This is a genomic window from Lysobacter sp. DMC97, assembly GCF_056313745.1.
In genome coordinates this window covers 272,129-297,019 of sequence record NZ_JBQUZR010000006.1, presented here as the reverse complement: position 1 = coordinate 297,019, position 24,891 = coordinate 272,129, and the positions used below count along the sequence as shown (strand labels likewise).

The window sequence follows — 24,891 nt, the reverse complement described above, 5'->3', positions numbered from 1 at the left end:
GCGCCCGATGCGGACTGACGCCGCCCTGCCCCTCGCGGCCGCCGACGCGACCGTGCGCGAACCGCTGTGGACCGGCGTGCAGCCGGTCGCGGGGCTGTGGTTCGACGCCGCGCTGCGCGACGGCGACGCCCATGCGGCGCGGGTGCTCGCGCACTGGCGACCGGGCACGCAGGCGCTGCGCTTCGCCGACGGCGACCTGCTGCGCTTCCCGCAGCCGATTCTGGCCGACTGCGCGACGCTGCCCGGGCTGGCGCTGTGCCGGCTCGACGGCGAGCGGGGCGGCGCAATGCTGGCCAGCGCGCCGCTGACCGATGCCGAACGCGCGGCCATGCGCGGCGTCGACGTGGTGCTGGTGCGCGGCGCACGCATGCACGGCCTGCGCTTCGCCGACGGCGCGGCGCTGGATCCGTCGACATGGCTGGACCTCGGCGATCTCACCCTGCACGACACCTTCGACTGCAGCGCGACGGTCGCCGCGCCGCCGCTGCCGCCCCCGGCCCGCCGCGACGTACGCGAGGCGCTGGGCGATCGCATTCCGCCGCCGAGCGCGGAGCGCGAACAGTTCCTGCGCCAGATCGCGGCCGACACCGCGGAACGGAAGCGACGGGCCGCGGGCGGCAACGGCGGTCCGGGCAGCGGGGTCGGCGTCGGCATCGGGGCGTCACTGGTGAATCGCGCGCTGCGCTGGCTGGGCGCCGGGGCCGGCGCGATCGCCGAAGCCGGTCTGCCGCGGGCGCAGCGGACGGGCACCGCCGCGGGCGGCGTGGCGCCGCGCACCGCACCACGCCCGCCGTCGGCCTGGCGCGACGCGCTGACCCGGCTCGCCGTCGCCACCCGCGCCTCGCGCCTGATCGGCTGGCGCCAGGGCGCCTACCTGCGGCGGATGATGCAGCGCTTCGAGGAAGGCGATCCGCTCGAAGCCCTGCGCCACGCGCTGCCGATCGACCGCACCGGCGATTCGCTGGGGCAGGCCTTCGGCACGCCCGGGCGTCGCGACGACCTGCGCCTCGGCGGCCAGACCGGCGCCAGCGTCGACATCGGCCTGGACGACGGCACGAAGCAACACCTCCGCGACCTCTACCGGCGCACGTTCGAGCGTCTCGACCGCGACGGCCGCATCGACGAGGCGGCGTTCGTGCTGGGCGAACTGCTCAACGCCCGGCAGGAATGCCTGGATTACCTGGAGCGTCATGGCCGCCACGCGCAGGCGGCGGAACTGGCGCTGACCTGGCAGATGCCCGGCGCGGTCGCCGTGCGCCTGCTGCTGCTCGCCGGCGACGAAGCGCGTGCCTTGCAGGTGGCGCGCCGCGACGGCGAGTTCGCGCAGGCCGTGGCCGCGCTGGAGAAGACCCATCCGGCGCTGGCCAACCGGCTGCGCCTGCACTGGGGCGAGGCGCTGGCCGATCGCGGCGACTGGCTGGCCGCGGTCGACGCGGTGTGGCCGGTGCCGGAGGCGCGCAATCTCGCCGCCGGCTGGCTGCGCATCGCCGAGGACGCCGGCGAGACGCTCTCGGCACGCGCACTGGTGCGCCGGGCGCAACTGTTGCCGGACACTCCGACCGTGCACGCCGACCGCCTGCGCGCGCTGGCGCGGCCGGGCGGCGATGCCATCGACATCGACATCGCCGCCGACGCGCGCAGTGCGCTGGCGGACGCGCTGCTGGCCGTGCACACACGCACGCCCGCCGTCGCCGCGATCGCCAACGCGCTGCTGCCGGCGATCGCCTGCGACCGCGCGGCCAGGCGCAACGTGCTGGGCAAGTCGAAGCTCAACAAGCTCCTCGACAAGTGCGACGACCCGCTGCTGCGCGCCGACCTGCCGGCGTGGTCGCTGCCGCCGATCGTGGAACAGCCGACGCTGTGGGCGCGCGCCACGCCGATCGCGCCGACCGCACCGGCGCCGGGGCTGATGCCGATCCTCGATGCGGCGCCGCTGCCCGATCGCGCGTACCTGCTCGCGCTGGGCGAAGCCGGCGTGGTGCAGGTGGACGCGCGCGGCCGCGTGCGCCATCGCCACGCCGTGCCCGCCGACGCGCTGGTGCTCGCCGACAACGGCCAGGTCGCGCTCGCGGTGGCGCGGCGCGAGGGCGTGTCCCGCATCAGCCGGCTCGACCTCGTCCGCCAGACCTGCACCGACCTCGGCTCGCTGCGCGTCGATGCGCATGCCCCGCGCTTCGACGGCGCGGCGTGGAGCGTGGTCGCCGACAACCGCATCCTCGTGATCGACACCGCGCGCTCGCTGCGCGACGTGGTCTGGCACGTCGGCGACCTGCCCGGCCGGCTGGTCGTCGCGCAGTATTCGGCGACGCACGAGTCATACCTGATGATCACGCCGGACGGATTCGAGGCGTGGACCTACCACCTGCCGGGACGGCGGCTGGGCTATCGCGACCGGATCGAGATCGACCCGGCGCTGCCGCTGCTGCTGCAACCCTACGGCCGCGCCTGCCAGCCGCGGATCGAGGCGCTGTCGGCGCAGCGGCTGCAACTGTCGTTCCGGTTGAATGGCCCGGAGCGCCGCATCGAGATCGACGGCGCGGATTTCGCGGCGATGAACGCCGACGGCGGCGGGATCGGCATCACCTGCCAGGCAGCGCAGAACGGCATCGCGATCGGCGTGTCCGGGCCGGGAATGCGGCGGTTCCTGCTGTGCCGGCCCTCCGATGGGAAGCCGGTGGCGACGATCGACTGGCCGCTGGACGGCACGCCACGACTGCACGAACGCGGCGACCACGTCGTGCTGTTCGACGATCGCGGCCGCGTGCTCGACCTGCGCCTCGACCATGTCGCGACCACCGCCTTCAGTCTGTGCTGATGCAGCGTTATCGCGGGTGACGGATCAGGCCGAAGCTATCCCCACGGATTTTCGCGGAGGCCTCGGGCAATCATGTTCTGACGACATTCGTGAGCCGGTTCTGGTCTTGACGTTCCGGGGCCCCTGGTCGCGACGGGCTTCGCGGATCAGGCCCGCAGGGCGCGCGGCAGGAGGCCGCGCGTTTTTCGACCAGCACAGGGATGTGCTGTCGAAAAACCCCGCGAAGCCCGTGCACCCGACGCGCAGCGTCGGGCGCGACCGACGGGGTGTGCTTTCTTTGGGTCACCCTTTCTTTTGCACAAGCAAAGAAAGGTGACTCGCTCGCGGCAGCGAGCGAAACCAAAGGCAAAGCAGGTAAGCCCGCCATTCGCATTAGCCAAGTAATGACGCCGATCGTCAATGAAGCAGGTCCCTCGCCTTGCGCTCGGGATGACACAAGATGGGTCGAACTCACATGACCCGATGATCTGCCGGGACAAGAAGTGCGGATGCATCAGACTCACGCCCACGCGTTCGGCGGCGCGCCGGTCTCCGGATGCTTCATCCGCACCACGCAGAACCGCTGGCCGGTGGGCGCTTCCATCACCACCCAGGTGTGCACGGCAGTGAGGCGCTTCGCGCCCAGCGCTTCGAGCCGGCGGACTTCGGCCTCGATGTCGTCGGTCTCGATGTCCAGGTGCACGCGCGAGTCGTGCGTCACCTTCTGCACTTCGACATGCAGCCCGCCGGGCGCGTCGTCGAGCTTGACGTAGGTATCCGCTTCCTCCGGCGACAGCGTGCCGACCGGCCAGCCCAGCGCGTCGCTCCAGAAGCGCGCGGCGGCGTCGAGGTCGTCGGTCTTGCAGTCGATGATGAAGCCGGCGAGGCGGCTGCGATGGGCCATGGCGTCATGCTCCGGTGTGCGAGCCGGCGCGCGGATCGCACCGGTGGCCTGCCCACGATACCGCCGCGACGCGGCTCAGCGTGCGCGGCGGCGCGCGGGCGGCGGCGGTTCGTCCTTCGACGCTTCCAGCCGCGCCTCTTCGTCGAGCTTCTTGCGGCGCGCCTGTTCGAGTTCGTATTCCTCGACGACCTTCCGCTGCAAGGCCTGCGCCAGCAGCGCGCGGTAGACCGGATGCAGGCCGGCGTGGCCCATCGCGGTCCACAGCTCATCCTTTTCGGCGGTGTAGGCGAACACCGAGACGCGCTCGAAATCCTTGAGCTCCGGTTCCTTCGGCGACGCGACCACCGCGACGAATTCGCTGAAATCCATGCCGTTTTCCCCCGGTTGGAGCGATGCGGGCGACGGTGCCGCGGCGCCGCCGCCTGCGTTCAGGCGGGCCCGATCAGGCAGACGCGATCAGACCGAGTCCCACCACATCAGGAATTCGTGCCACAGGCGCTTGAAGAACCCGGCTTCGGGCACGCCTTCCAGCGCCACCAGCGGCGCCTCGGCGACGACCTTGCCGTCCAGCGTCACCCGCACCGTGCCGATCGCCGCGCCGCCCTTGATCGGCGCGGTCAGCGTCTTCGGCACGTCCATCGTCGGCTTGAGTTCGCCGTAGCGGCCGCGCGGCAGGCTGACCAGCAGCGGCTGCGCCACGCCCAGCTTCACTTCGTCGGCGGTGCCCTTCCACAGCTTGTGGGTGGCGATCACCGCGTCCTTGTCGTACAGGCGCTGGGTCTCGTAGAAGCGGAAGCCCCAGTTGAGCAGCGCCAGCGAATCCACCGCGCGCTCTTCCTCGCTGTTGGCGTGCATCACCACCGTGATCAGGCGCTGGTCGCCGCGCTTGGCCGACGCCATCAGGCAATAGCCGGCGGCGCCGTGGTGGCCGGTCTTGATGCCGTCGACGGAATCGTCGCGCCACAGCAGCAGGTTGCGGTTGCGCTGGGTGATCGGGCCCACGGTGTACTCGCGGACCTTGTTGTACGCGTACTGCTGCGGGAAATCGTGGATCAGCGCGCGGCCGAGCAGCGCCAGGTCGTGCGCGCTGGAGTAATGGTCCTTCGCCTCCAGCCCGGTCGCGTTGACGAAGTGGCTGTTCTTCATGCCGATGCGCTTGGCGTACTCGTTCATCAGCGCGGCGAACGCCGACTCGCTGCCGGCGATGTGCTCGGCGAGCGCGATCGCGGCGTCGTTGCCGGACTGGATCGCCATGCCCATTTCCATGTCGACCAGCGGCGCGGTCTTGTTCACCTCGAAGCCGCTGAAGCTGCCGTCGGTGCCGGCGCCGCCGCTGCGCCAGGCGTTCTCGCTCATCATCACCTTGTCGTCGGCCTTGATGCGGCCGGCCTTCAGCTCGGCGCCGACGACATACGAGGTCATGACCTTGGTGATGCTGGCCGGCTGCAGGCGCTCGTCGTAGTGCTCGCCGGCGAGGATGCGGCCGGTGGCGTCATCCATCACCAGCCAGGCGGCGGCGTGGGCCGGCTTCGGTGCGTCGGGGATGGCGATCGGGGGCGGCGCGGGCCGTGCCGCGGGCGCCGGGGCCGGTGTCTGGGCTTGCGTCTGGGCGAGTCCCAGCCCCGTCGCGAACACGGCGGCGGCCAGCGCCAGCCCCCGCGTCCAGCCGATCCCGTCCCGCCCCTGCCGCAAGCCGCCCAACGTCTTCATCGAATCGTGTACTCCGGAGAATCGCGGCCGTGCCGCGCAATGAGAATCTGCAATCAACACCAAGGCCGTCATTCTGACGGAAGTGGCCCGCACCTGCCGAGCCGTCATCCTTGCGCCGCCTCCGTGCGGCCCCGCGTCCCGCGGGTCGGTCGTGCGCCTCAGTCCCGCACGATCTGCGCGGCCGCGAAGCCCAGATCGGCCGCGCGGCGCGAAAGTTCCTGCACCTGCGTCTCCGGCACCGGGCCCAGACGCAGGCGCCACACCGGCCGGCCGTCGACGTTGCCCTCGTCGATGCGCACCGGCGACAGCCCGCCGGCCGCCAGCCGCTCACGGGCGCGGTCGGCGTTCTCGCGGGCCGAGTACGCGCCCACCTGCAGCAGCACGTCGCCGGGACCGGCCGCGACCACCGCGGGCGGCACCGGATCGGAGCCGGACGCGGCGCCCGGGTCGGCCGGCGTGCCGGTGGCGACGCGGATGCCGCGTTCCTGCATCCAGCGCTCGAATTCGTCGGCCGACAGCGCCGGATCGGCAGGCGCGGCGGGCGGGGTCGGTGCCGGCGCGCGGACGGCGACGCGGGTGTCGTCGCCACGCTCGTCGTCGCGGCCGTCGTCGCGCTCCTCGCCCGGGCGCAGGGCGCGCACTTCCACCCGCGCCGTGCCCTGGCGCACGAAGCCGAGCTTCGCCGCCGCGGCGTAGCTGAGGTCGATGATCCGCCCCGAATGGAACGGCCCGCGGTCGTTCACGCGCACCACCACCGACTTGCCGTTGGCCAGGTTGGTCACCCGCACGAAGCACGGCAGCGGCAGCGTGCGATGCGCCGCCGAGAACGCGTACATGTCGTAGATCTCGTGGTTCGAGGTCTTCCGGCCGTGGAACTTGTTGCCGTAGAACGAGGCCAGGCCCTCTTCGACGTAGCCGTCGGCGCGGTCGCGCACCTGGTAGCGCTTGCCGAGCACGGCGTAGTCGCGATTGCCGATCGCCGAACGCGGCTCGTTGCGCACCACCGGTTCGGGGATGGCGTCGACGTCGGGGATCGGGTCCGGCACGGTGTCGGGCACGCCCGGCGCGTACAGCCCGCCGGCGACGTAATCGCCGCGCTTGGACGGGTCTTCCTGCGCCGGGGCGTAGGGCGAGCGCTTCGGCGCATCGCCGTCCTGCCGGTGCGCCGGCGGCGGCACGCGCTCGGCCGACGGCGGCGCCTTGCGCGACGGCGCGCTGCCGCAGGCCGCCAGCGCGGCGGCGAGCAGCAGGACCGCGGCGCGACCGATCGTCGTCGCCGGGCTCACGGCGCGCTGCCCTCGCGGATCGCCTGCGCCAGTTGGTGCACGGCCAGCGCGTACATCGGCGAGCGGTTGTAGCGGGTGATGACGAAGTAGTTGCGGTAGCCGATCCAGTATTCGCGGCCCATGTCGCCGTCCAGGCCGACGACGGTGGCGCCGTCCTTCGCCGCGTCGCGCGGCTGCGGTTCACCGGCCATCGGCCGGTAGCCGCGGCCCGCCAGCGTCGCCAGCGTGTACGCCGGCTGCAGCGAATCGGGCACGAACTCGGTGCGGCCGGCGTCCAGCGACGCGCGCGCCACCACCGGCGCGTCGGCCTGCCAGCCGTGCGCGACGAAGTAGTTCGCGATTGAGGCGAACACGTCCGGCCGGTGGGTCAGCAGGTCGCGGCGGCCGTCGCGGTCGCCGTCCTTGCCCCACATCCGGTAGCTGGACGGCATGAACTGGCCCATGCCCATCGCGCCGGCATAGCTGCCCTTGAGCGTGAGCAGGTCCAGCTGCGGCTCGTCCTTGGCCAGCGCGAACAGCTGCGCCAGCTCGCCGGCGAAGAACGGCGCGCGCTTGGGATGATCGAACGCCAGCGTGTACAGCGCATCCAGCACGCGATAGCTGCCGGTGTTGCGGCCATAGAAGGTCTCCACGCCGATGATCGCGACGATGTACTCGGCCGGCACGCCGGTCTGCGCCGACACGCGGTCCAGCGCCTCGCGGTTGTCGCGGTAGAACGCGCGGCCGGCGTCGATGCGCGCCGGGGTGAGGAAGATCGTGCGGTAGTCGCGCCACGGCTTCACCGCCTCGGCCGGGCGGGTGATGGCGTCGATGATGCTCTGCTTGTATTCGGCCTGCGCCAGCGTGTCGCGGATGCGCTGCGGGTCGATGCCGTACGTGGCGGCGGCGTAGTCGACGAACGCGGCGATGCGCTGCTCGCGCGGAATGGCCGGATCGGTGACCGCCGGCGGCGCGACGGGGCGCTCGGGCGGCTGCGGCACGTCGGGCAGGCGATCCGACGGCGGCGGCGGCGGAACGGGCGCCGACGCGGGCGTCGGCACCACCGCGACCGGCGCCGACGGCGGCGAAGGCGTGGCACACGCGGCCAGCGACACCACGGCCGCGACCGTGCCCATGCGCAGCAAGCTACGGAAAATCAATGGCTTGCGCCTCTTTTCTGGAGTGGACGGCGAGAGGGTAGCACGGGGCTTGGCGGTGGACGACCTGTCGGGGCGGTCCGGAGCCGGCCGGATGATCACTGCGAAAGCGCTCGGAAGAGCGTCGCGAGCGAGGTCGCTGCCACAATCGCATGGTCAGTGAAAACGCACACCACGGCGAACGCGATGCATACCGCGATGCCCAACCAGAGCAGACGCCACTCGCGCAGGCGGAGGCGATCCTCGCGAAGCCGGACGGCTTCCAGTCGATGGTCGTCGTTCTTGAACGGCCCGAAGGGATTGTCTGAGGAAGTCATGGAATCGAAGTAACCAATCTGTGGCGACCCGCCCTATTAAGCACCCTCCCCGCAGCCGAAATTCCGACTTTTTCCGATTTCAAAAATGGTCGGAATTTCGGCCGCGAGGTTGTGATAAGCGGCAGTGAGGCCGGTTGCCGAACGACCCCGCTGCCTATCCGACATGCTGGACCCCGGCATCCGCCGGGGCGACGAAATCTCCTGTTGTTCCATCGAGCGGGCCATTCGTCCCGACGAACGCGCCGAGCCGCCGTCCCCATCCGCACCCGGAGACCCGGAGGGCGGGGGACACGATGTCCGCCGTTTTTCGACGAGGCAGGACGCCTCGTCGAAAAATCCCGGCCACACCTCCGACGGCAGATTTGCCTCGGCACTAAGGAGTTTTCTTTCGCCCCTTTCTTTTTGAAAAGAAAGGGGCCCGCACGCCAGTGCGGAAAAGATTCCGGGCTTTCCCGGAAGCCCCAAGGAAGTCCGCGTCGAGAGCGCAGCGATGCAGCCGAATCCGAGCCACATCACTGTGCGACAAGCAGATCCCTCACCTGCGGTTCGGGATGACATCCGGCGGGTGCACGAGACTGCGAGCCGACCAAGCGCCGGCACGGCGCCCACACGACTCGACGCCACCGACCTGCCACCGAGCAACAAGCAGGTCCTTCTCCTGCGGCTCGGGATGACATCCGAGAGTGCGCGGGACGTCGGTTCAACCGGGCCCCGGCATGACAACTCGGCAGGGCTCGACGCGAACCGTGCAGCGTCACGGCAAAGCAGGTCCCTCACCTGCGGTTCGGGATGACATCCGGTGGAGGCACGGGACTGCGATCCGACCAAGCACCGGCACGGCGCCCACACGACTCGACGCCACCGACCTGCCACCGTGCAACAAGCAGGTCCTTCGCCTGCGGCTCGGGATGACATCCGAGAGTGCGCGGGACGTCGGTTCAACCGGGCACCGGCATGACAACTCGGCAGGGCTCGACGCGAACCGTGCAGCGTCACGGCAAAGCAGGTCCTTCTCCTGCGGTTCGGGATGACATCCGGTGGGGTGCAGGGGACTGCGGTCCGACCCAGCGCCGGCACGGCGCCCACACGACGCGACGCCACCGACCCGCCACCGTGCAAAAGAGCAGGTCCCTCGCCTGCGGCTCGGGATGACACAGCCATCCGGCCCGGCACTTCCTCCGCCCCGACCGCACCTAACCGCATGATTCCGCGGTGCAAACGAATGCACCTCCCGGGGGCCGCGCAGGCAGCCCCCCGCCGTTGCTTTTCCCCGACGGACCCCGGACCCTTGTCCACCGCTCCGGAGCCCGTGCCCGACCATGCCCCACGCCATCACCACCACCGAGCTGTTCCTGATCGCGATGACGATCATCTTCTCGGTGCCGTACCTGATCTGGCGTCTCGGCCGCACCGAGTATTTCGCGCCGCTGGTCGTGGTGCAGATCATCACCGGCATCCTGCTCGGCCCCGGCGTGCTGGGCGCGGCCTTCCCGGATTACTACGCGTTCGTGTTCACCAAGGACGTCATCCAGTCGCTCAACGGCGTCGCGTGGTGGTCGGTGATGGTGTTCGTGTGGCTGGCGGGCATCGAGCTGGACCTGGGCGAGACGTGGAAGCATCGCCGCGAAAGCGCGATCACCGCCGGCCTCGCGCTGGGCACCCCGCTGCTGGTGGGCAGCCTGGTCGCCATCGGCATGCTCGCTTTCCCCGGCTGGCTGGGCGAGAAGGGCCGGACCTGGCAGTTCGTGGTCGGCGTGGGCATGTCCTGCGCGGTCACCGCGCTGCCGATCCTGATCCTGCTGATGGAGAAGCTGGAGATCCTGCGCAAGCCGATCGGCCAGCGCATCCTGCGCTACGCCAGCCTCGACGACGTGGCGATCTGGGGCGTGCTGGCGCTGGTGCTGATGGACTGGGAGCGGATCGGCCGGCAGGGCGCGTTCATCGCGATCTACGCGCTGGCCTGCGTGGGGTTCCGCAAGCTGATGGTGCGGCTGCCCGAACGCGACCGCTGGTACGTGGCGCTGGTATGGCTGGCGGCCTGCGCGTTCGGCGCCGACTGGTCGGGCCTGCATTTCATGGTCGGCGCGTTCCTCGCCGGCGTGGTCATGGACCACCACTGGTTCGACCGCGACCGCCTCGACACCCTGCGCCACAACGTGCTGCTGGTGATGATGCCGGTGTTCTTCCTCAGCACCGGCCTGCGCACCGGCTGGACCATGGGCGGCATGGCCGTGGTCGCGGCCGCCGCCGCGCTGCTGGTGGCGCAGGTGGCCGGGAAGCTGGCCGGCGTTCATCTGGCGGGCCGGATCCTCGGCTGGAAGCCCGGCGAGGCCGGCATCATCGGCTGGCTGCTGCAGACCAAGGCCCTGATCATGATCATTTTCGCGAACGTGCTGCTGGACAAGGCGATCATCACCAGCGCCACCTTCACCGCCCTGTTGCTGATGGCCGTGGCCAGCACCATGCTGACCGTGCCGATCACCGCCCCGCGCCTGCGCCGCATGCAGGCGCTGATCGGACGCGACGCCTGACCGCCGCACGACATCTTCCCCCGGAGTTCCCGCGCATGCTGCTTCCGTTCCGCCTTTCGCGCCCGTCGACCGCGCTCGCCCTGTCCACGCTGCTGCTGGCGGCATCCGCCAATGCCACTGCCGCCGAGCGCGTGCGGGTCGCGGTGCCGTGGACGACCGGCCAGAGCGTCGCCTACGACGACGAGGCCACGCACCGCGAGAACGGCGAGGACGATGGCGCCAGCCTCCGCCGCATCACCGACGAGACCCGCATCCGCGTCGATGCCGCCGGGCGCGACGGCTACGCCCTGACCTGGACCACCCACGACAGCCGGGTGGAGGCCATCGACGGCGACCGCAGCCTGTCCGACCTGCTGGCGCCGGTGCTGGACGCGCTCGACGACCTGCCGGTGACGATCGAGCTGGACGGCGACGGCCGCTATCGCCGGGTGCGCGACCTCGACGCCCTCACCGACCGCGTCCGCAAGGTGATGCTGCCGGCCTTCCTCGCCAACCTCGACCGCAGCCTCGGGGTCGACGCCGGCGGCAACGGCAAGGTCGACAAGGGCGAACGCGACGGCATGCTCGCCGCCGCGCGCCGCGATCTGGAAAGCAACATGGAGAACATCGTCAGCCGCGACAGCGTCGAGGCCGGCACCGTCTCGCAGATGCGGCTGCTGTCGGCGTTCGTCGGCAAGACGCTGGTGGCCGGCAAGGCCTACCGCGACGCGGAGCCGATCCTCTCGCCGGTCGAAGGCCGCCCGCTGCCGGGCGTGCGCGAGTACACGCTGGAGATCGACCGCGACGATCCGGGCCTGGCGCGGCTGCGCTGGACCCACCGCTTCGATGCCACCGCCAATGCCAGGACCCAGTGGGCGCTGGCGCAGGAACTGGGCGCGCGCGCCGTCACCGACGGCCTGCCGCAGGACATGGTGCTGACCCAGACCGGCACGCTGGTGTTCCGCCGCGACACCGGCCTGGTCGAACTGCTGGAGGTCGAGGACCGCTCGAAGCTGGGCCGCGTGCACGACGAGGAACAGCGCCACCGCATGCGCCTGCGCGGCATTGGCCGCACCTGGGCGCAGGAAGAGGCCGCGCGCCGGCGCTGAGGCCGGCCCGGACGCCTCCATGCGGTCGTTGCGTGCCCCCGTCGTCGTCGCACTCGCGCTGCTCTCGGTCTCGGCCGCGATGCCAGCCGAAGCGCGCACGATCTACCGCTGCCTGCGCGAACGCACGGTGAGCCTCTCCACCGCGCCGGAACCCGGCTCGAAGTGCGAGGCAAAGGAGATTCCCGACGACGCCGTGCAGACGCCCAACCTGTGGGGCGAGATGGGCGTGTTCAGCGGCACGCTCTACGAGCGCGAGCAGGACGGCAAGCTCGTCTACGGCACCCGCAACCTGCCCGGGTCGCGGGTGTACCTGAAATTCACCGTCGCCACGCCGCCGGGCGAACCCGCGCACGAGGGCCTCGGCACCGTCGGCAAACCGCAACTGGATCGCCACGCCCGCGTGTTCCGCGCGGTGGCGAAGAAGACCGGCGTCGAGGACGCGTGGCTGCGCGCGATCGCGCACGTCGAGAGCGGCTTCGACGAGAAGGCCGTGTCGCCCAAGGGCGCGCAGGGCGTGATGCAGCTGATGCCGGAGGTCGCCGCCGAACTGGGCGTGACCGATCCGTTCGCGCCGGCGCAGTCGATCGAGGCCGGCGCCCGCCATTTCCGGGCGCTGCTCAAGCGCTACCGCAACGATCCGGCGCTCGCGCTCGCCGCCTACAACGCCGGCCCCGGCGCGGTGGCGCGCTACCACGGCGTGCCGCCCTACGCCGAGACGCAGGACTACCTCGACAAGGTGCAGGCGCTGTACCAGGCCTACCACGCGGCGCTGTCGCCGCCGCCGCTGCGCCCGGCCGATGCCGTGCCGGTGCCGCAACCCGCCACCACGCCCGCGCCCGCGGCACCGACGCGCGCGAAGGGCAGTTCCTGAACCCCGGCCCGTGACGGCGCGGGCCTGACCGGCGGCGCGCGGCCCGGCATACTGCGCGCATGACCCGCGATCTCCGACTGGTCGGCTTCGACGCCGACGACACCCTGTGGCGCAGCGAGGACTACTACCGCGACGCCCAGGCCGAATTCGAACGCATCGTCGGCGGCTACGTCGACCTCGACGACGCCCACGACCGGCTGTACGCGGTCGAGAAGCAGAACATCGCCCTGTTCGGCTACGGCGCCAAGGGCATGACGCTGTCGATGATCGAGGCCGCGATCGCGATCACCGACGCGCGCATTTCGGCGCGCGACCTGCATCGCATCGTCGAGATCGGCAAATCGGTGCTGCAGCATCCCGTGGAATTGCTGCCGGGCATCCGCGCGGCGGTCGAAGCCATCGCCAGCGAGCGGCCGGTGGTGCTGATCACCAAGGGCGACCTGTTCCACCAGGAGGCGAAGGTCCGCGAGTCGGGCCTGGCCGACCTGTTCCGCCGCATCGAGATCGTCAGCGAGAAGGACACCGCAACCTACGCGCGGCTGTTCGACGAATTCGGCCTGGCGCCGACGCAGTTCGCGATGATCGGCAACTCGCTGCGCTCGGACATCGTGCCGGTGCTGGAACTCGGCGGCTGCGGCGTGCACATGCCCTACCACGTGACCTGGGCCCACGAGGCCGAGGCCGCGCCGCCCGCCGCCACCGAGCGCCTGCGCACCGTCGACGGCCCGGACGGGCTGGTCGAGGCGATCCGGTCGCTGGCATCAGGCTGAACGCCGCCGGCGGGCGCCCGGAAAGATTAAAACGGCGTTCACCGCCCCCGCGGCATCGTCACCCTCGACCGCAATGTCGCGGTCGGCCGGAGATTCCACCATGTCTTCCCTCGCCCGCTGGCTCGCCCCCGCCGCCCTCGCCGCCACCCTGGCCGCCGGCGCGGCCCTGCCCGCTCCCGCGCATGCCGCCGACCCGCTGGTGCGCGTGATCGTCGATCTGGGCGACGTCGTGTTCCGCAACGGCCAGCCGTACTACCGCTACGGCCGTTACGACTACGACGACCGGCTGATCGTCGAACGCGACTACCGCGGCCGCCCGGTGTACTACCGCCACGTGCCGCGCGACTACGACGACCGCTACGGTCCGCCCTACGGCAACGCCTACGGTTACCACCGCACCCGCGACGGCCGCTATTCGCGCCAGATCTGCGATGGTCGCGGCCGTTGCCGGGTCGAGTACTACGATCCGCGCTACGACCACCGCTACGGCGATCGCTACGACCATCGCGGCCGTGACCGCGACCACGATCGCGACGACCGCCCCGGCCGCTGGCGCGACTGACACCATCGCCACTTCGTGAATCCCCCCGACGCCGCGGCCAACTGCCGCGGCGTCGGCATTTCCGGACCGCCGTCGCTGGACGCCACCGGCGCCGCGGCCGATGATCCGGTTCCCGCTTCGACGCCACCCCGACGGAGATCGTCATGCGCCTCCTGCTCGCCACCGCCCTGCTGACCGCCGGCTTCGCCGCGGGCACCGTGTCCGCACAGACGTTCACCTTCGGCTGGAACCCGCGCAGCGGCGACACCTGGATCGACGTGACGCTGGGCGACATGAACCGCTATGGCAACCGCTACCGCGATCCGTTCGTCGACGAGATGGTCCGCTACCACGCCGCGCCGCGCGATCTGGTGGTCGACCTGCTGGCGCGCCACTGGGCGCCGGGCGACATCTACTACGCCTGCGCGCTGGCGCAACTCATCGGACGGCCGTGCCGCTACGTGGTCGAGGTGTGGGAGCGCGACCACGCGCAGGGCTGGGGCGCGGTCGCGAAGCGGCTGGGCATCAAGCCGGGTTCGGCGCAGTTCCACCAGCTCAAGCGCGGGTTCGTGCCGAGCTACGACCGCTGGGGCCGGCCGATCGAACTCGACGCCCAGCTGCAGCGCGATTTCCCCGGCCGTGGCCATGGCCCGAAGCACGACGACGACCACGGTCGCGGCAACGGCGGCAAGTCGCACGATGACCACGTCCCCGGCAACAGCGATCACGGCAAGGGGCACGGCAAAGGCAAGCACGGCGGGCACTGAACGATGGACGACGACACGATGGACGACGGCCGCATCACCCACCACGGCGGCTGCCACTGCGGCCGCGTGCGTTTCGAGATCGATGCGCCCGCGGCCTTGCAGGCGCTGGACTGCAACTGCTCGATGTGCCGCAAGACCGGCTTCCTGCACGTGATCGTGCCCGCCTCGCGCTTCCGGCTGGTGTCCGGCGCCGACGACCTGACCGAATACCGCTTCAACACCGGCACCGCGCGGCATCTGTTCTGCCGCCACTGCGGCGTGAAGGGCTTCTACGTGCCGCGCAGCCATCCCGACGGCTGGAGCGTCAACGCGCGCTGCCTCGATCCGGGCACCGTCGCGTCGCTGGAGATCGTGCCGTTCGACGACAACGACCGCGAGGCCGCGACCGCGGCGCTGGCGCACCTGTCAAAGGATTGAGACGTCTCAGCGCGCCGGCGCGTCGTCGCGGGCGAGCGTGTCGAGGATCGGGCAGTCGGGCCGGTCGTCGCCGTGGCAGCGCGCGGCGAGGTCTTCCAGCGTGCGCCGCATCGCGTCCATCTCGGCGATCCGCGCGCGCAGCGCATCGGCTTGCGCCAGCGCGAGCGCGCGCACGTCGGCGCTGGCGCGGCCGCGGTCGTCCCACAGGCCGAGCAGCGTCGCGATCTGCTTCATCGAGAACCCGAGATCGCGCGCGCGGCCGATGAACCGCAGCCGGTGCAGGTCGGCGTCGCCGTACAGCCGGTAGCCGGCCTGCGAACGGCCGGTGTCGGGCAGCAGGCCTTCGTCCTCGTAATGGCGGATGCGCTTGGCGCTGACGCCGGTGAGGCGCGCGGCCTCGCCGATCCGCACCGGATCGACGGCGACGGCAGGCGCGGCATGGCCGCAGGGACGTGAGGAAGCGGTCGTCATCGCGTGTTCTCCATCTGACTCACGACATCAATCCGCAGTCTGCGGCAACCAGCGCCGCAGCAGCAGGGCATTCGACACCACGCTCACCGACGAGAACGCCATCGCCGCACCGGCGATCACCGGATCGAGCAGGCCGGCCGCGGCCAGCGGAATGCCGACGACGTTGTAGGCGAACGCCCAGAACAGATTCTGGCGGATCTTGCGCACCGTGCGCTCGGAGATGTCGAGCGCGGCCGCGACCAGGCGCGGATCGGGCCGCATCAGCGCGATGCCCGCGGCCTCCAGCGCGACGTCGGTGCCGCCGCCCATCGCGATGCCGACGTCGGCGGCGGCCAGCGCCGGCGCGTCGTTGATGCCGTCGCCGACCATCGCCACCGGCGCCTGCGCCGCGAGCGCGCGCACCACTTCGACCTTGTGCGCCGGCAGCGCCTCGGCGTGGACCTCGTCGATGCCGACCGCGGCCGCGACGGCCGCCGCCGCGCCGGCGTTGTCGCCCGACAGCAGCACCGTGCGCAGGCCGCGTGCGCGCAGTCGCGCCACGGCCTCCGCGGCACCGGCGCGCGGGCGATCGCGGAACGCCAGCAACCCGCACGCCGTGCCGCCGCCGGCGGGATCGACCACGCCCAGCCACGACACCGTGCAGCCGTCGCCGGCGAGCGCGTCGGCGCGCGCAACCAGTGATGCCGTGTCGATGCCGGCCTCGGCCAGCAGTCGCGCGCTGCCGAGCAGCAGGACGCGTCCGTCGACCGTGCCGCGCACGCCGCGGCCGGGCACCGCCTGCACGTCGGTGGCGACCGGCCGCGGCGCATCGCCGTGCGCGGCCAGCACCGCCTTCGCCAGCGGATGCTCGCTGCCGGCCTGCAGCGCGGCGGCGAAGGCCCGCAGCGCGACGTCATCGCCGTCGGCCGCGACGAGGGCGTCCAGCGTCGGCCGGCCTTCGGTCAGCGTGCCGGTCTTGTCGAAGACCACGATCCGCACCGCGCGGGCGCGCTCCAGCGCCTCGGCATCGCGCACGAGGATGCCGGCGCGCGCGGCCACGCCGGTGCCCGCCATCACCGCCGCGGGCGTCGCCAGGCCGAGCGCGCAGGGGCAGGCGATCACCAGCACCGCGACCGCGTTCAGCGTCGCCCGGCTCCAGTCGCCGGTCGCCAGGCCCCAGCCGAGCAGCGTCAGCAGCGCGATCACGACCACCACCGGCACGAACACCGCACTGACGCGATCGACGAGGCGCTGGATCGGCGGCTTCGCGACCTGCGCGTCCTCGACCAGCCGCACGATCCGCGCCAGCGCGCTTTCCGCGCCGACGGCGACCGTGCGCAGCGTCACCGCGCCCTCGCCGTTGATCGCGCCGCCGATCACGCGATCGCCCGGCTGCTTCGCCACCGGCAGCGATTCGCCGGTCACCAGCGCCTCGTCGGCATGGGTGCGGCCTTCGATCACCTCGCCATCGACCGGGAAGCGTTCGCCCGGCCGCACCGCGACGACGTCATCGACGCGCACCTCGGCCAGCGGCAGTTCGCGCTCGACGCCGTCGCGGCGCACGCGCGCCCGCGCCGGGCGCAGCGCCTGCAGCGCGCGGATCGCCTCGCCGGCACGGCGGCGCGCGCGGGCTTCCAGCCATTTGCCGAACAGCACCAGCGCGATCACTGCCGCCGAAGCCTCGAAATACAGCGGCCGCAGGCCGTGGTGCGGCGCCGGCTGCAGCAGGTGCCAGACGCTGAGCCCGTAGGCCGCGCTGGTGCCCAGCGCCACCAGCAGGTCCATGTTGCCGGTGCCGGCGCGCAGCGCGCGCCAGCCGGCGCGGTAGAAGCGCAGGCCCAGCCAGAACTGCACCGGCGTCGCCAGCGCCCACTGCAGCCAACCCGGCAGCATCACGTGGCGACCGAACGGCAGCGCCAGCATCGGCGCGACCAGCGGCAGCGCGAGCGCCGCGGCGATCAGCAGCCGCCATGTTTCGCCGTCGAAGCACGGGGCCGGCGCGACGGCCACGGGCGCGTCCTCCACGTGTCGGCGCGCGGGATAGCCGGCGGCGGCCAGCGCGTCGATCAGCCGCGCGGCGACGGCGTCCGCGTCGGCGGCATCGACCAGCACGGTCGCGGTCGCGCGCTCGGTGGCGAGGTTCGCCGTCGCCGCGGTCACGCCCGGCACCGCGCGGAGCGCGCGCTCCACGCGGCCGACGCAGGACGCGCAGGTCATGTCGTCGATGTCGAAGGCGAGCTCGGTCGCACCGACCGCGTAACCGGCGTCGACGACCGCGGCCGCCAGCGCGCCCGCATCGAGCGCGTCGCCGCGCACGTCGGCGGTCTCGGCGGCGAGGTTCACCGTGGCCGCGGCCACGCCCGGCACCGCCGCCAGCGCGCGTTCGATCCGCCCCGCGCACGAGGCGCAGGTCATGCCGAGGACCGGGAAACGCAGGCGATCGGCAGGGGCGGCGACGGGCGACGACGGGGACATGGAGCGGCTCCGGGAAACGAATGCGCGGTGACGACGACACCAGCATCGACCTTCCCCGCGGGGCAAGGTCAAGCGTCCGTCGTCGCATGGCCCCGCTTGACCTTCCCGCAGGGGGAAGCCCGAGACTGCCCGCTGCCGGCACGCCGCCGGTCGATCGGACCCACCACCATGCGCTTCACCGTCGACGGCATGACCTGCGGACACTGCGTCCGCGCCATCACCCGCGCCGTGCAGGCGCTGGACCCCGCGGCGCAGGTCGCGGTGGACCTCGACGCCCGCAGCGTCGACGTGCAGACCGGCCTGCCGGCGGAGCGCGTGATCGCGGCGATCCGCGACGCGGGCTACCCGGCGGTGACCGCCACCGGTTGAACCCGACTACACTGCGCCGATGCCCGTCCGCTCGCTGCTGCTGCACGTCCTGCTCTGCCTCGCGCTGGTCGCGAACGGCGTCGGCGCGGCCTGGGCGGGCACCCGCGGCGACTGCTGCGACCACGCGACGCAGGCGGTCGCCCCGAAGGCGATGCCCTGCCACGACGCCGACATGGCGATGGCGCCGTCGGACATGGCCTCGATGCATGTGATGTCGATGCACGGCATGCCCGTAGACGACGGGCACCCGATGCCGCCGCACGGTGCACCGCACGCCTGCGACGGCCACTGCATCTGCATGACCCACGCCGCCGGCACCCTGCCGCCGGCACCGCCGAGCCTCGCCGCCGTGCCCGCGCACGCCGTCGTCGCCCGCGCGCCGATGCTTCCCCACGCGCCGCCGGCGCTGCCGCTGCCACTGCGACCGCCCATCCGGGCCTGACCCGATCGCCCTTCCCTGCACCGCGACGCAGCCTGCTGCGCCTGCGTGGTGCGCGATCCCGTCCTGCCGCGGCCGCGCGATGCGGTCGTTCCGGAGCGTGTCCATGTCCTCCTCTCCTCCCCGCGATCTTCCCGGCGACCGCCTGCGTCGCCGCTTCGTCCAAGGCCTCGCCGGCGGCGGCGTGCTCGCCGCGTTCGGCTGGCCGCACGCGGGCTTCGCCGCGCCGCGCGTGCCCGTCCTCGCCGGCACCGACTTCGACCTGTCGATCGGCGAGCTGCCCGTGAACTTCACCGGCCGCGTCCGTCCGGGCATCGCGGTCAACGGGTCGATCCCCGCGCCGGTGCTGCGCCTGCGCGAAGGCACCACGGTCGAACTGCGCGTGCGCAACGCGCTGCCGGCCGGCGGCGCGCACGCGCGCGCCACCTCGATCCACTGGCACGGCATCCTGCTGCCGGCGAACATGGACGGCGTGCCGGGCATGAGTTTCGACGGCATCGCGCCCGGCGAAACCTACCGCTACCGCTTCACGCTGAGGCAGTCCGGCACCTACTGGTACCACAGCCACTCCGGCTTCCAGGAACAGGCGGGTCTGTACGGCGCGCTGATCATCGATCCCGCCGAGCCCGAGCCATTCGCGTACCAGCGCGACCACGTGGTGCTGCTCAGCGACTGGACCGACCTGTCGGCCGATGCGCTGTTCGCGCGGCTGAAGACGATGCCCGGCCACGACAATTACTACCGCCGCACCGTCGGCGATTTCGCGCGCGACGCGAAGCGCGACGGCCTGGCCGCGACGCTGCGCGATCGCCGCATGTGGGGCGCGATGCGGATGACGCCGACCGACCTGTCCGACGTCAACGCGCGCACCTACACCTACCTGATGAACGGCACGACCGCGCTGGGCAACTGGACCGGCCTGTTCGCGCCCGGCGAGACGGTGCGGCTGCGCTTCATCAACGGCTCGGCGATGACCCACTTCGACGTGCGCATCCCGGGCCTGTCGATGACGGTGATCGCCGCCGACGGCCAGCCGGTGCATCCGGTGACGGTCGACGAATTCCGGATCGCGGTGGCGGAAACCTTCGACGTGCTGGTGACGCCGTCGGGGCAGGACGCGTTCACGATCTTCGCCCAGGACATCGGCCGCACCGGCTGCATCACCGGCACGCTGGCGGTGCGCGAAGGCCTGCGCGCGCCGGTGCCGCCGATCGATCCGCGCCCGATCCTGTCGATGGCCGACATGGGCCACGACGGCATGGGGCATGACGGCATGGCGCACGGTGGCAGCCACGACATGGCGTCGATGAAGGGCATGGAGGGCGGCTGCGGCGCCAACATGCAGGGCTCGATGCAGGGCATGGACCACGGCGGCGCCGCGATGCAGGCGCATCCCGCCAGCGAACGCGGCAATCCGCTGGTCGACATGCAGACGATGGCGCCGACGCCGAAGCTCGACGACCCCGGTATCGGCCTGCGCGGCAACGGCCGCAAGGTGCTGAGTTATTCGATGCTGCGCAGCCGCTTCGACGATCCCGACGGCCGCGATCCCGGCCGCACGATCGAGCTGCACCTCACCGGCCACATGGAGCGCTTCGCCTGGAGTTTCGACGGCGAACCGTTCGCGAAGGCAGAACCGCTGCGCCTGAACTACGGCGAGCGCCTGCGCATCGTGCTGGTGAACGACACGATGATGACCCACCCGATGCATCTGCACGGCATGTGGAGCGATCTCGAAGACGAGGCCGGCGATTTCATGGTGCGCAAGCACACCGTCGACATGCCGCCGGGCACGAAGCGCAGCTACCGCGTGCGCGCCGACGCGCTCGGCCGCTGGGCCTACCACTGCCACCTGCTCTACCACATGGAAGCCGGGATGATGCGCGAAGTGCGCGTCGAGGAGGGTCGCGCATGAACGCCTTCGCGAACGCATCGACGAACGTGTCCCGATCCCTCCGCCTCGCCTGCGCGCTCGCGCTCGTCGGCGCGTTGCCCGCGCACGTGCATGCACAGGCACACGATGCGCACGCGAGCCACGGCGCGCACGCGATGCCACCGACCGAAGCACCGAAGCCGGACACCACAGACACCACGCCGTCGGCCACCGGCACGCAGGTGCCGAAGACCCCCATTCCGCCGATCACCGACGCCGACCGCGCCGCGGCCGCGTCACCCGGGCATGGCCACGAACACGGGCGCACGGTGTTCGCTTTCCTGATGGTCGATCGTCTCGAACGCTGGAACGACGGCGCCGGCGGCGAAGCTTGGGGCGTGAAGGGTTGGATCGGCAGCGACGAACACCGCCTGTGGCTGCGCAGCGAGGGCGAACGCGAAGGCGGCAAGCTCGCCGACGCCGATGTCGAAGTGCTGTACGGCCGTCCCGTCGCGCGCTGGTGGGATCTGCAGGCCGGCGTGCGCCGCACGTTCGGCCCGGGACCGTCGCGCACCGCCGCAGCCTTCGGCATCGCCGGCATCGCGCCGGGCAAGTTCGAGATCGAGGCGACCGGCTATCTCGACGGCGACGGCCGCGTGTCCGCGCGCGCGGAAGCGGCGTACACGCTGCTGCTCACCAATCGCCTGGTGCTGGAGCCGCGCATCGAAGCGAACTGGCAGGCACGCGACGACCGCGCCCGCAGCCTCGGCACCGGCGTGTCGTCGCTCGAGGGCGGCCTGCGCCTGCGCTACGAGATCGACCGCCGCTTCGCGCCGTACGTCGGCGTGGTGCGCACGGAAACGTTCGGCACCACCGCCGACCTGCGCCGCGCCGACGGCGAAGCGACCGGCGAGACGCGGATCGTCGCGGGCCTGCGGCTGCGGTTCTGAACCGCAGCCGTGTCACGACCGGCTTCGGCGCTCAGATCGCCTTCGAGAACCGCGGGGCCTCGGCGGGGCGGTTGAGGTAGGCGTCGAAGCACATCGCGATGTTGCGCAGGAGCATGCGGCCGCGGGAGGTGGCCGCGATGCGGTCCTGGCCGACGACGACGAGGCCGTCTTCCTGCAGCGGTTCCAGCCGCTGGATGGCGTCGGCGAAGTAGTCGCGGAAATCGATGCCGTAGCGGCGTTCCAGCGCGGACACCGGGATCTCGCCCTGGCACATCAGGCCCTGGATCAGGTCGGCGCGCAGCGCGTCGTCGTCGCTGAGGAACATGCCGCGGAACACCGGCAGGCGGCCTTCGTCCAGCGCGGTCTGCCACGACGGCAGGTCGCGCGGGTTCTGGCTGTAGCTCTCGCCGATGTGGCTGATCGCGCTCACGCCGAAGCCGATCAGGTCGCTGTCGGCATGCGTGGTGTAGCCCATGAAGTTGCGGTGCAGGCCGCCGCGGGCCTGCGCCTGTGCCAGTTCGTCGTCGGGCAGCGCGAAGTGGTCCATGCCGATGTAGACGTAGCCGGCGTCGGTCAGGGTCTCGATCGCCAGCTGCAGCAGCGCGAGCTTGGTCTCGGCGTCGGGCAGCAGGCTGGCATCAAGCTGGCGCTGGGCCTTGAACAGGTCCGGCAGGTGCGCGTAGCTGTAGACCGCAAGCCGGTCCGGGCGCATCGCGATCACCGTGTCCAGCGTGCGCCGGAAGCCGGCGAGGGTCTGGTTGGGCAGGCCGTAGATCAGGTCGATGTTGACCGAGCGGAAGCCGTGGCTGCGGCAGGCGTCGACCACGGCGCGGGTCTGCTCCACGCCCTGGATGCGGTTGACCGCCTCCTGCACCGCGGGGTCGAAATCCTGCACGCCGAGGCTGGCGCGGTTGAAGCCGGCCAGCGACAGCTCGGCGATGTCGGCCGGCAGCACCGTGCGCGGATCCAGCTCGATCGAGATGTCACGGTCGTCGGCATCGCTGAAGCGGAAGTGGCGCTTGAGCACGTCGACCGTGCAGCGCAGCTGGGTCGGGCTGAGGAAGTTCGGGGTGCCGCCGCCGAAGTGCAGCTGGATCACCTCGCGGTCGCGGTCGAACAGCGGCGCCACCGCCGCGATCTCGCGGCACAGGTGGGTGAGATAGGCGTCGGCGCGCGACTTGTCGCGGGTGATCACCCGGTTGCAGCCGCAGTAGAAGCACGGGCTGAGGCAGAACGGGACGTGCACGTACAGCGACAGCCGGCGCGGGATCGGGTCGCCGTTGCTGTCGCGGATCGCCCGCTGCAGGGCATCCGGGCCGAAGCCGGCCTCGAACTGGGGCGCGGTCGGATACGACGTGTAGCGGGGCCCGGGCCGGTCGTAGCGGCGCAGCAGGTCGGCGTCGAAGGCGAGTGCAGGGATCATGGCCGGCAGCCTAGGCGCAGGCGCGCGCGGCCGCCTTGACCCGGATCAACATCCCCCGCGGCCCGGACGAACGGGGCCGCGGCCGGGCGGATTCAGCCCAGCACGCCGCCGGGCAGTGACAGTTCGACCGACAGCGCCAGATGGTCCGAGCCCGCGGCCGGGACCGCCCGCATGCCGGCGCAGGACAGGCCCTCGCCGACCAGGATGTGGTCGATCGCGCGCTGCGGGCGCCAGCTCGGGAAGGTGTGCACGGCGCAGGCCGGCGGCTGCAGCCGGGTGCGCTGGAACAGCACCGCCATCTCCGGCTGGTCGACCGTGCAGTTGAAGTCGCCCATCAGCACCGAGTGCGGGTGGTCCTGCAGCAGTTCGCCGATGAAGGCCAGCTGCGACCGGCGGGAACCGGCCCCCAGCGACAGATGGGCCACGGCGATGGTCAGGCTGTCGGCGGCGCGGCCGAAGCGGGCGATCAGCACCCCGCGGCCGGAAATGCGGCCCGGCAGGGCGTGGTCCTCGACGGAGACGGGCTCGAACCGCGACAGCAGCGCGTTGGCGCTGGACGCGACCCGGCCGACGCGCCGGTTCGGCTGGTGGCTCCAGAAATCGAAGCCCGCGCGCTCGGCGAGGTAGTGGGTCTGGTTGGTGAACCCGGACCGCCAACTGCCCGGGTCGCTTTCCTGCAGGCCGACGATGTCGTGGTCGGCGGCCAGCGCGGCGATCGCGTCCAGCGAGGCGCGCTTGCCCAGCGGGATCACGTGCGACCAGCTGCGGGTCGCGTAGTCGGTATAGCGGCGGGTGGTGTTGCCCGCCTGGATGTTGGCGCTCAGCAGCCGCAGCCGCCGCGTGGCGTCCGCGGCGGCGACGGGACGATCGACCGCCGCCTGCGGCTGCTCCATCGCGACCGGGTCGTCCGCGCTCAGCGCTGGCCGCCCTGGGCGGACTCGTGCGCGATCAGCACGTCGACGATGTGCATGCGGTCTTCCGGCGTGCGGCCGCCACTCACGCGGTACTTGCCGTTGACCATCAGGGTCGGGGTGCCGTTGACCTGCTGCTGCACGATGTACTGCTTGGCCTTGTTGAACTTCGCCATCACCGCGAAGCTCTTCATGTTGGCGGCGAACTGGCGGGCGTCGACGCCGCCGAGCTTCGCGTAGACAGCGGCGATGGCCTCGTCGCTGTCCTCGGCGCGCTCGCCCTGGAGCTTGTTTTCCAGGTGGATCGCGTCGTAGATGCCGCCATGCGACTTGCCCTCGATGCCCATCATCTGCGCGGCATAGAAGGCGCGGACGTACTGGTCCCACTTCGGGCCGAACGCGGCGGGCACGTAGGTGAAGCGGACGTTCGCCGGCAGCGTCTTCTCCCAGTTAGACAGCGTCGGCTGGAACGCGTAGCAGGCCGGGCAGACGAAGTTGAACACCTCCACCACCTCGACCTTGCCGTCCAGCGGCTCGAACGGCAGGCCGTTCTTGATCAGTTCGTAGTCCGTGCCGAGCTTCAGGCCCGGGATCGCCTCGCCCGACGTGGCCGGGGCGGCGGCCGCGGCGGGATCCTGTGCCGGGGTGGCGTCGGTCTGCGCGGCGGCGTTCGGGTCGGTCGACGCCTTGGCGGCGGCTTCGGCAGCGGCCATCAGCGCGGCATCGTCGGCCGGCTTGGCCGCCTCGGTCGTGGCCGCGGGCTTGGCGGTGTCGGCAGCGGGCTTGTCGCCGCAGGCGGTCAGCGCGAGGGCGGTCAGCAGCGCGAGGATCAGGTGTCGCTTCATTCGTGTGTCTCCAGTCGTAATCCG

23 protein-coding genes are annotated in these 24,891 nt (G+C 71.7%); 12 read left to right on the top strand and 11 right to left on the bottom strand.

Annotation, left to right across the window (positions count from 1 at the left end; genetic code table 11):
- Positions 1-7: 7 nt before the first annotated feature.
- Positions 8-2,815, top strand: a complete 2,808-nt coding sequence (locus ACT53Q_RS14820) for a bpX6 domain-containing protein (protein ID WP_476187421.1) — start codon at positions 8-10, stop codon at positions 2,813-2,815.
- 499 nt (positions 2,816-3,314) lie between these two features.
- Here the strand turns inward: ACT53Q_RS14820 and ACT53Q_RS14815 are convergent, their stop codons facing one another.
- The 6 genes from ACT53Q_RS14815 to ACT53Q_RS14790 form a co-directional block, all read right to left on the bottom strand.
- On the bottom strand, positions 3,315-3,698 hold the full coding sequence (locus ACT53Q_RS14815; protein ID WP_476187420.1) for a VOC family protein: 384 nt from the start codon (positions 3,696-3,698) through the stop codon (positions 3,315-3,317).
- Positions 3,699-3,773: 75 nt separating this feature from the next.
- Positions 3,774-4,067 (bottom strand): hypothetical protein, encoded by a 294-nt coding sequence (locus ACT53Q_RS14810; protein WP_476187419.1) that lies wholly within the window; start codon positions 4,065-4,067, stop codon positions 3,774-3,776.
- An 87-nt stretch (positions 4,068-4,154) separates the two neighbouring features.
- Entirely contained in the window at positions 4,155-5,408 is a 1,254-nt protein-coding gene (locus tag ACT53Q_RS14805) for a D-alanyl-D-alanine carboxypeptidase family protein (RefSeq protein WP_476187418.1), read from the bottom strand.
- A 158-nt stretch (positions 5,409-5,566) separates the two neighbouring features.
- Positions 5,567-6,694 (bottom strand): septal ring lytic transglycosylase RlpA family protein, encoded by a 1,128-nt coding sequence (locus ACT53Q_RS14800; protein WP_476187417.1) that lies wholly within the window; start codon positions 6,692-6,694, stop codon positions 5,567-5,569.
- On the bottom strand, positions 6,691-7,809 hold the full coding sequence (gene mltB, locus ACT53Q_RS14795) for a lytic murein transglycosylase B (protein WP_476187551.1): 1,119 nt from the start codon (positions 7,807-7,809) through the stop codon (positions 6,691-6,693). The genes ACT53Q_RS14800 and mltB overlap by 4 nt, the downstream gene beginning before the upstream one ends.
- A gap of 119 nt (positions 7,810-7,928) precedes the next feature.
- Positions 7,929-8,147, bottom strand: a complete 219-nt coding sequence (locus ACT53Q_RS14790; RefSeq protein WP_476187416.1) for a hypothetical protein — start codon at positions 8,145-8,147, stop codon at positions 7,929-7,931.
- 1,319 nt (positions 8,148-9,466) lie between these two features.
- Here ACT53Q_RS14790 and ACT53Q_RS14785 point away from each other — a divergent pair.
- The 7 genes from ACT53Q_RS14785 (at position 9,467) to ACT53Q_RS14755 (ending at position 15,132) form a co-directional block, all read left to right on the top strand.
- On the top strand, positions 9,467-10,678 hold the full coding sequence (locus tag ACT53Q_RS14785) for a cation:proton antiporter (protein WP_476187415.1): 1,212 nt from the start codon (positions 9,467-9,469) through the stop codon (positions 10,676-10,678).
- Positions 10,679-10,713: 35 nt separating this feature from the next.
- Positions 10,714-11,766 (top strand): hypothetical protein, encoded by a 1,053-nt coding sequence (locus ACT53Q_RS14780; protein WP_476187414.1) that lies wholly within the window; start codon positions 10,714-10,716, stop codon positions 11,764-11,766.
- Between the two features lie 79 nt (positions 11,767-11,845).
- Positions 11,846-12,637 (top strand): lytic transglycosylase domain-containing protein, encoded by a 792-nt coding sequence (locus tag ACT53Q_RS14775; RefSeq protein WP_476187550.1) that lies wholly within the window; start codon positions 11,846-11,848, stop codon positions 12,635-12,637.
- Between the two features lie 59 nt (positions 12,638-12,696).
- Complete coding sequence (locus tag ACT53Q_RS14770; protein ID WP_476187413.1) at positions 12,697-13,407, top strand: HAD family hydrolase; 711 nt, start codon at positions 12,697-12,699, stop codon at positions 13,405-13,407.
- Positions 13,408-13,507: 100 nt separating this feature from the next.
- Positions 13,508-13,969, top strand: a complete 462-nt coding sequence (locus ACT53Q_RS14765) for a hypothetical protein (protein WP_476187412.1) — start codon at positions 13,508-13,510, stop codon at positions 13,967-13,969.
- 143 nt (positions 13,970-14,112) lie between these two features.
- Positions 14,113-14,715: a hypothetical protein gene (locus tag ACT53Q_RS14760; protein ID WP_476187411.1), complete on the top strand. Its 603-nt coding sequence runs from the start codon at positions 14,113-14,115 to the stop codon at positions 14,713-14,715.
- A gap of 3 nt (positions 14,716-14,718) precedes the next feature.
- Positions 14,719-15,132 carry a GFA family protein gene (locus ACT53Q_RS14755; protein WP_476187410.1) on the top strand — a complete coding sequence of 138 codons (414 nt, stop codon included), beginning with the start codon at positions 14,719-14,721 and terminating at the stop codon, positions 15,130-15,132.
- 6 nt (positions 15,133-15,138) lie between these two features.
- Here the strand turns inward: ACT53Q_RS14755 and cueR are convergent, their stop codons facing one another.
- Both cueR and ACT53Q_RS14745 read right to left on the bottom strand, forming a co-directional pair.
- The gene (cueR, locus tag ACT53Q_RS14750) at positions 15,139-15,603 is read right to left on the bottom strand and encodes a Cu(I)-responsive transcriptional regulator (protein WP_476187409.1); all 465 of its coding nucleotides are present in this window, start codon (positions 15,601-15,603) and stop codon (positions 15,139-15,141) included.
- 27 nt (positions 15,604-15,630) lie between these two features.
- Positions 15,631-18,057: a heavy metal translocating P-type ATPase gene (locus ACT53Q_RS14745; protein WP_476187408.1), complete on the bottom strand. Its 2,427-nt coding sequence runs from the start codon at positions 18,055-18,057 to the stop codon at positions 15,631-15,633.
- A gap of 168 nt (positions 18,058-18,225) precedes the next feature.
- Here ACT53Q_RS14745 and ACT53Q_RS14740 point away from each other — a divergent pair, with 168 nt between their 5' ends.
- The 4 genes from ACT53Q_RS14740 (at position 18,226) to ACT53Q_RS14725 (ending at position 21,688) form a co-directional block, all read left to right on the top strand.
- Positions 18,226-18,426, top strand: coding sequence for a heavy-metal-associated domain-containing protein (locus ACT53Q_RS14740; RefSeq protein ID WP_476187407.1), 201 nt, complete (start codon positions 18,226-18,228; stop codon positions 18,424-18,426).
- A gap of 19 nt (positions 18,427-18,445) precedes the next feature.
- Positions 18,446-18,868, top strand: a complete 423-nt coding sequence (locus ACT53Q_RS14735; protein WP_476187406.1) for a CopL family metal-binding regulatory protein — start codon at positions 18,446-18,448, stop codon at positions 18,866-18,868.
- A 103-nt stretch (positions 18,869-18,971) separates the two neighbouring features.
- Positions 18,972-20,780 (top strand): copper resistance system multicopper oxidase, encoded by a 1,809-nt coding sequence (locus ACT53Q_RS14730; RefSeq protein ID WP_476187405.1) that lies wholly within the window; start codon positions 18,972-18,974, stop codon positions 20,778-20,780.
- A complete protein-coding gene (locus ACT53Q_RS14725) occupies positions 20,777-21,688 on the top strand; it encodes a copper resistance protein B (protein ID WP_476187404.1) in 912 nt (303 codons plus the stop codon). The genes ACT53Q_RS14730 and ACT53Q_RS14725 overlap by 4 nt, the downstream gene beginning before the upstream one ends.
- A 31-nt stretch (positions 21,689-21,719) precedes the next feature.
- Here ACT53Q_RS14725 and hemN read toward each other — a convergent pair whose 3' ends face one another.
- The 3 genes from hemN to ACT53Q_RS14710 all read right to left on the bottom strand — a co-directional run bounded on the left by hemN (position 21,720) and on the right by ACT53Q_RS14710 (position 24,867).
- Positions 21,720-23,111 (bottom strand): oxygen-independent coproporphyrinogen III oxidase, encoded by a 1,392-nt coding sequence (gene hemN / locus ACT53Q_RS14720; RefSeq protein WP_476187403.1) that lies wholly within the window; start codon positions 23,109-23,111, stop codon positions 21,720-21,722.
- A 92-nt stretch (positions 23,112-23,203) separates the two neighbouring features.
- Positions 23,204-23,938, bottom strand: a complete 735-nt coding sequence (locus tag ACT53Q_RS14715) for an endonuclease/exonuclease/phosphatase family protein (RefSeq protein ID WP_476187549.1) — start codon at positions 23,936-23,938, stop codon at positions 23,204-23,206.
- Positions 23,939-24,024: 86 nt separating this feature from the next.
- The gene (locus ACT53Q_RS14710) at positions 24,025-24,867 is read right to left on the bottom strand and encodes a thiol:disulfide interchange protein DsbA/DsbL (RefSeq protein ID WP_476187402.1); all 843 of its coding nucleotides are present in this window, start codon (positions 24,865-24,867) and stop codon (positions 24,025-24,027) included.
- Positions 24,868-24,891 lie beyond the last annotated feature (24 nt).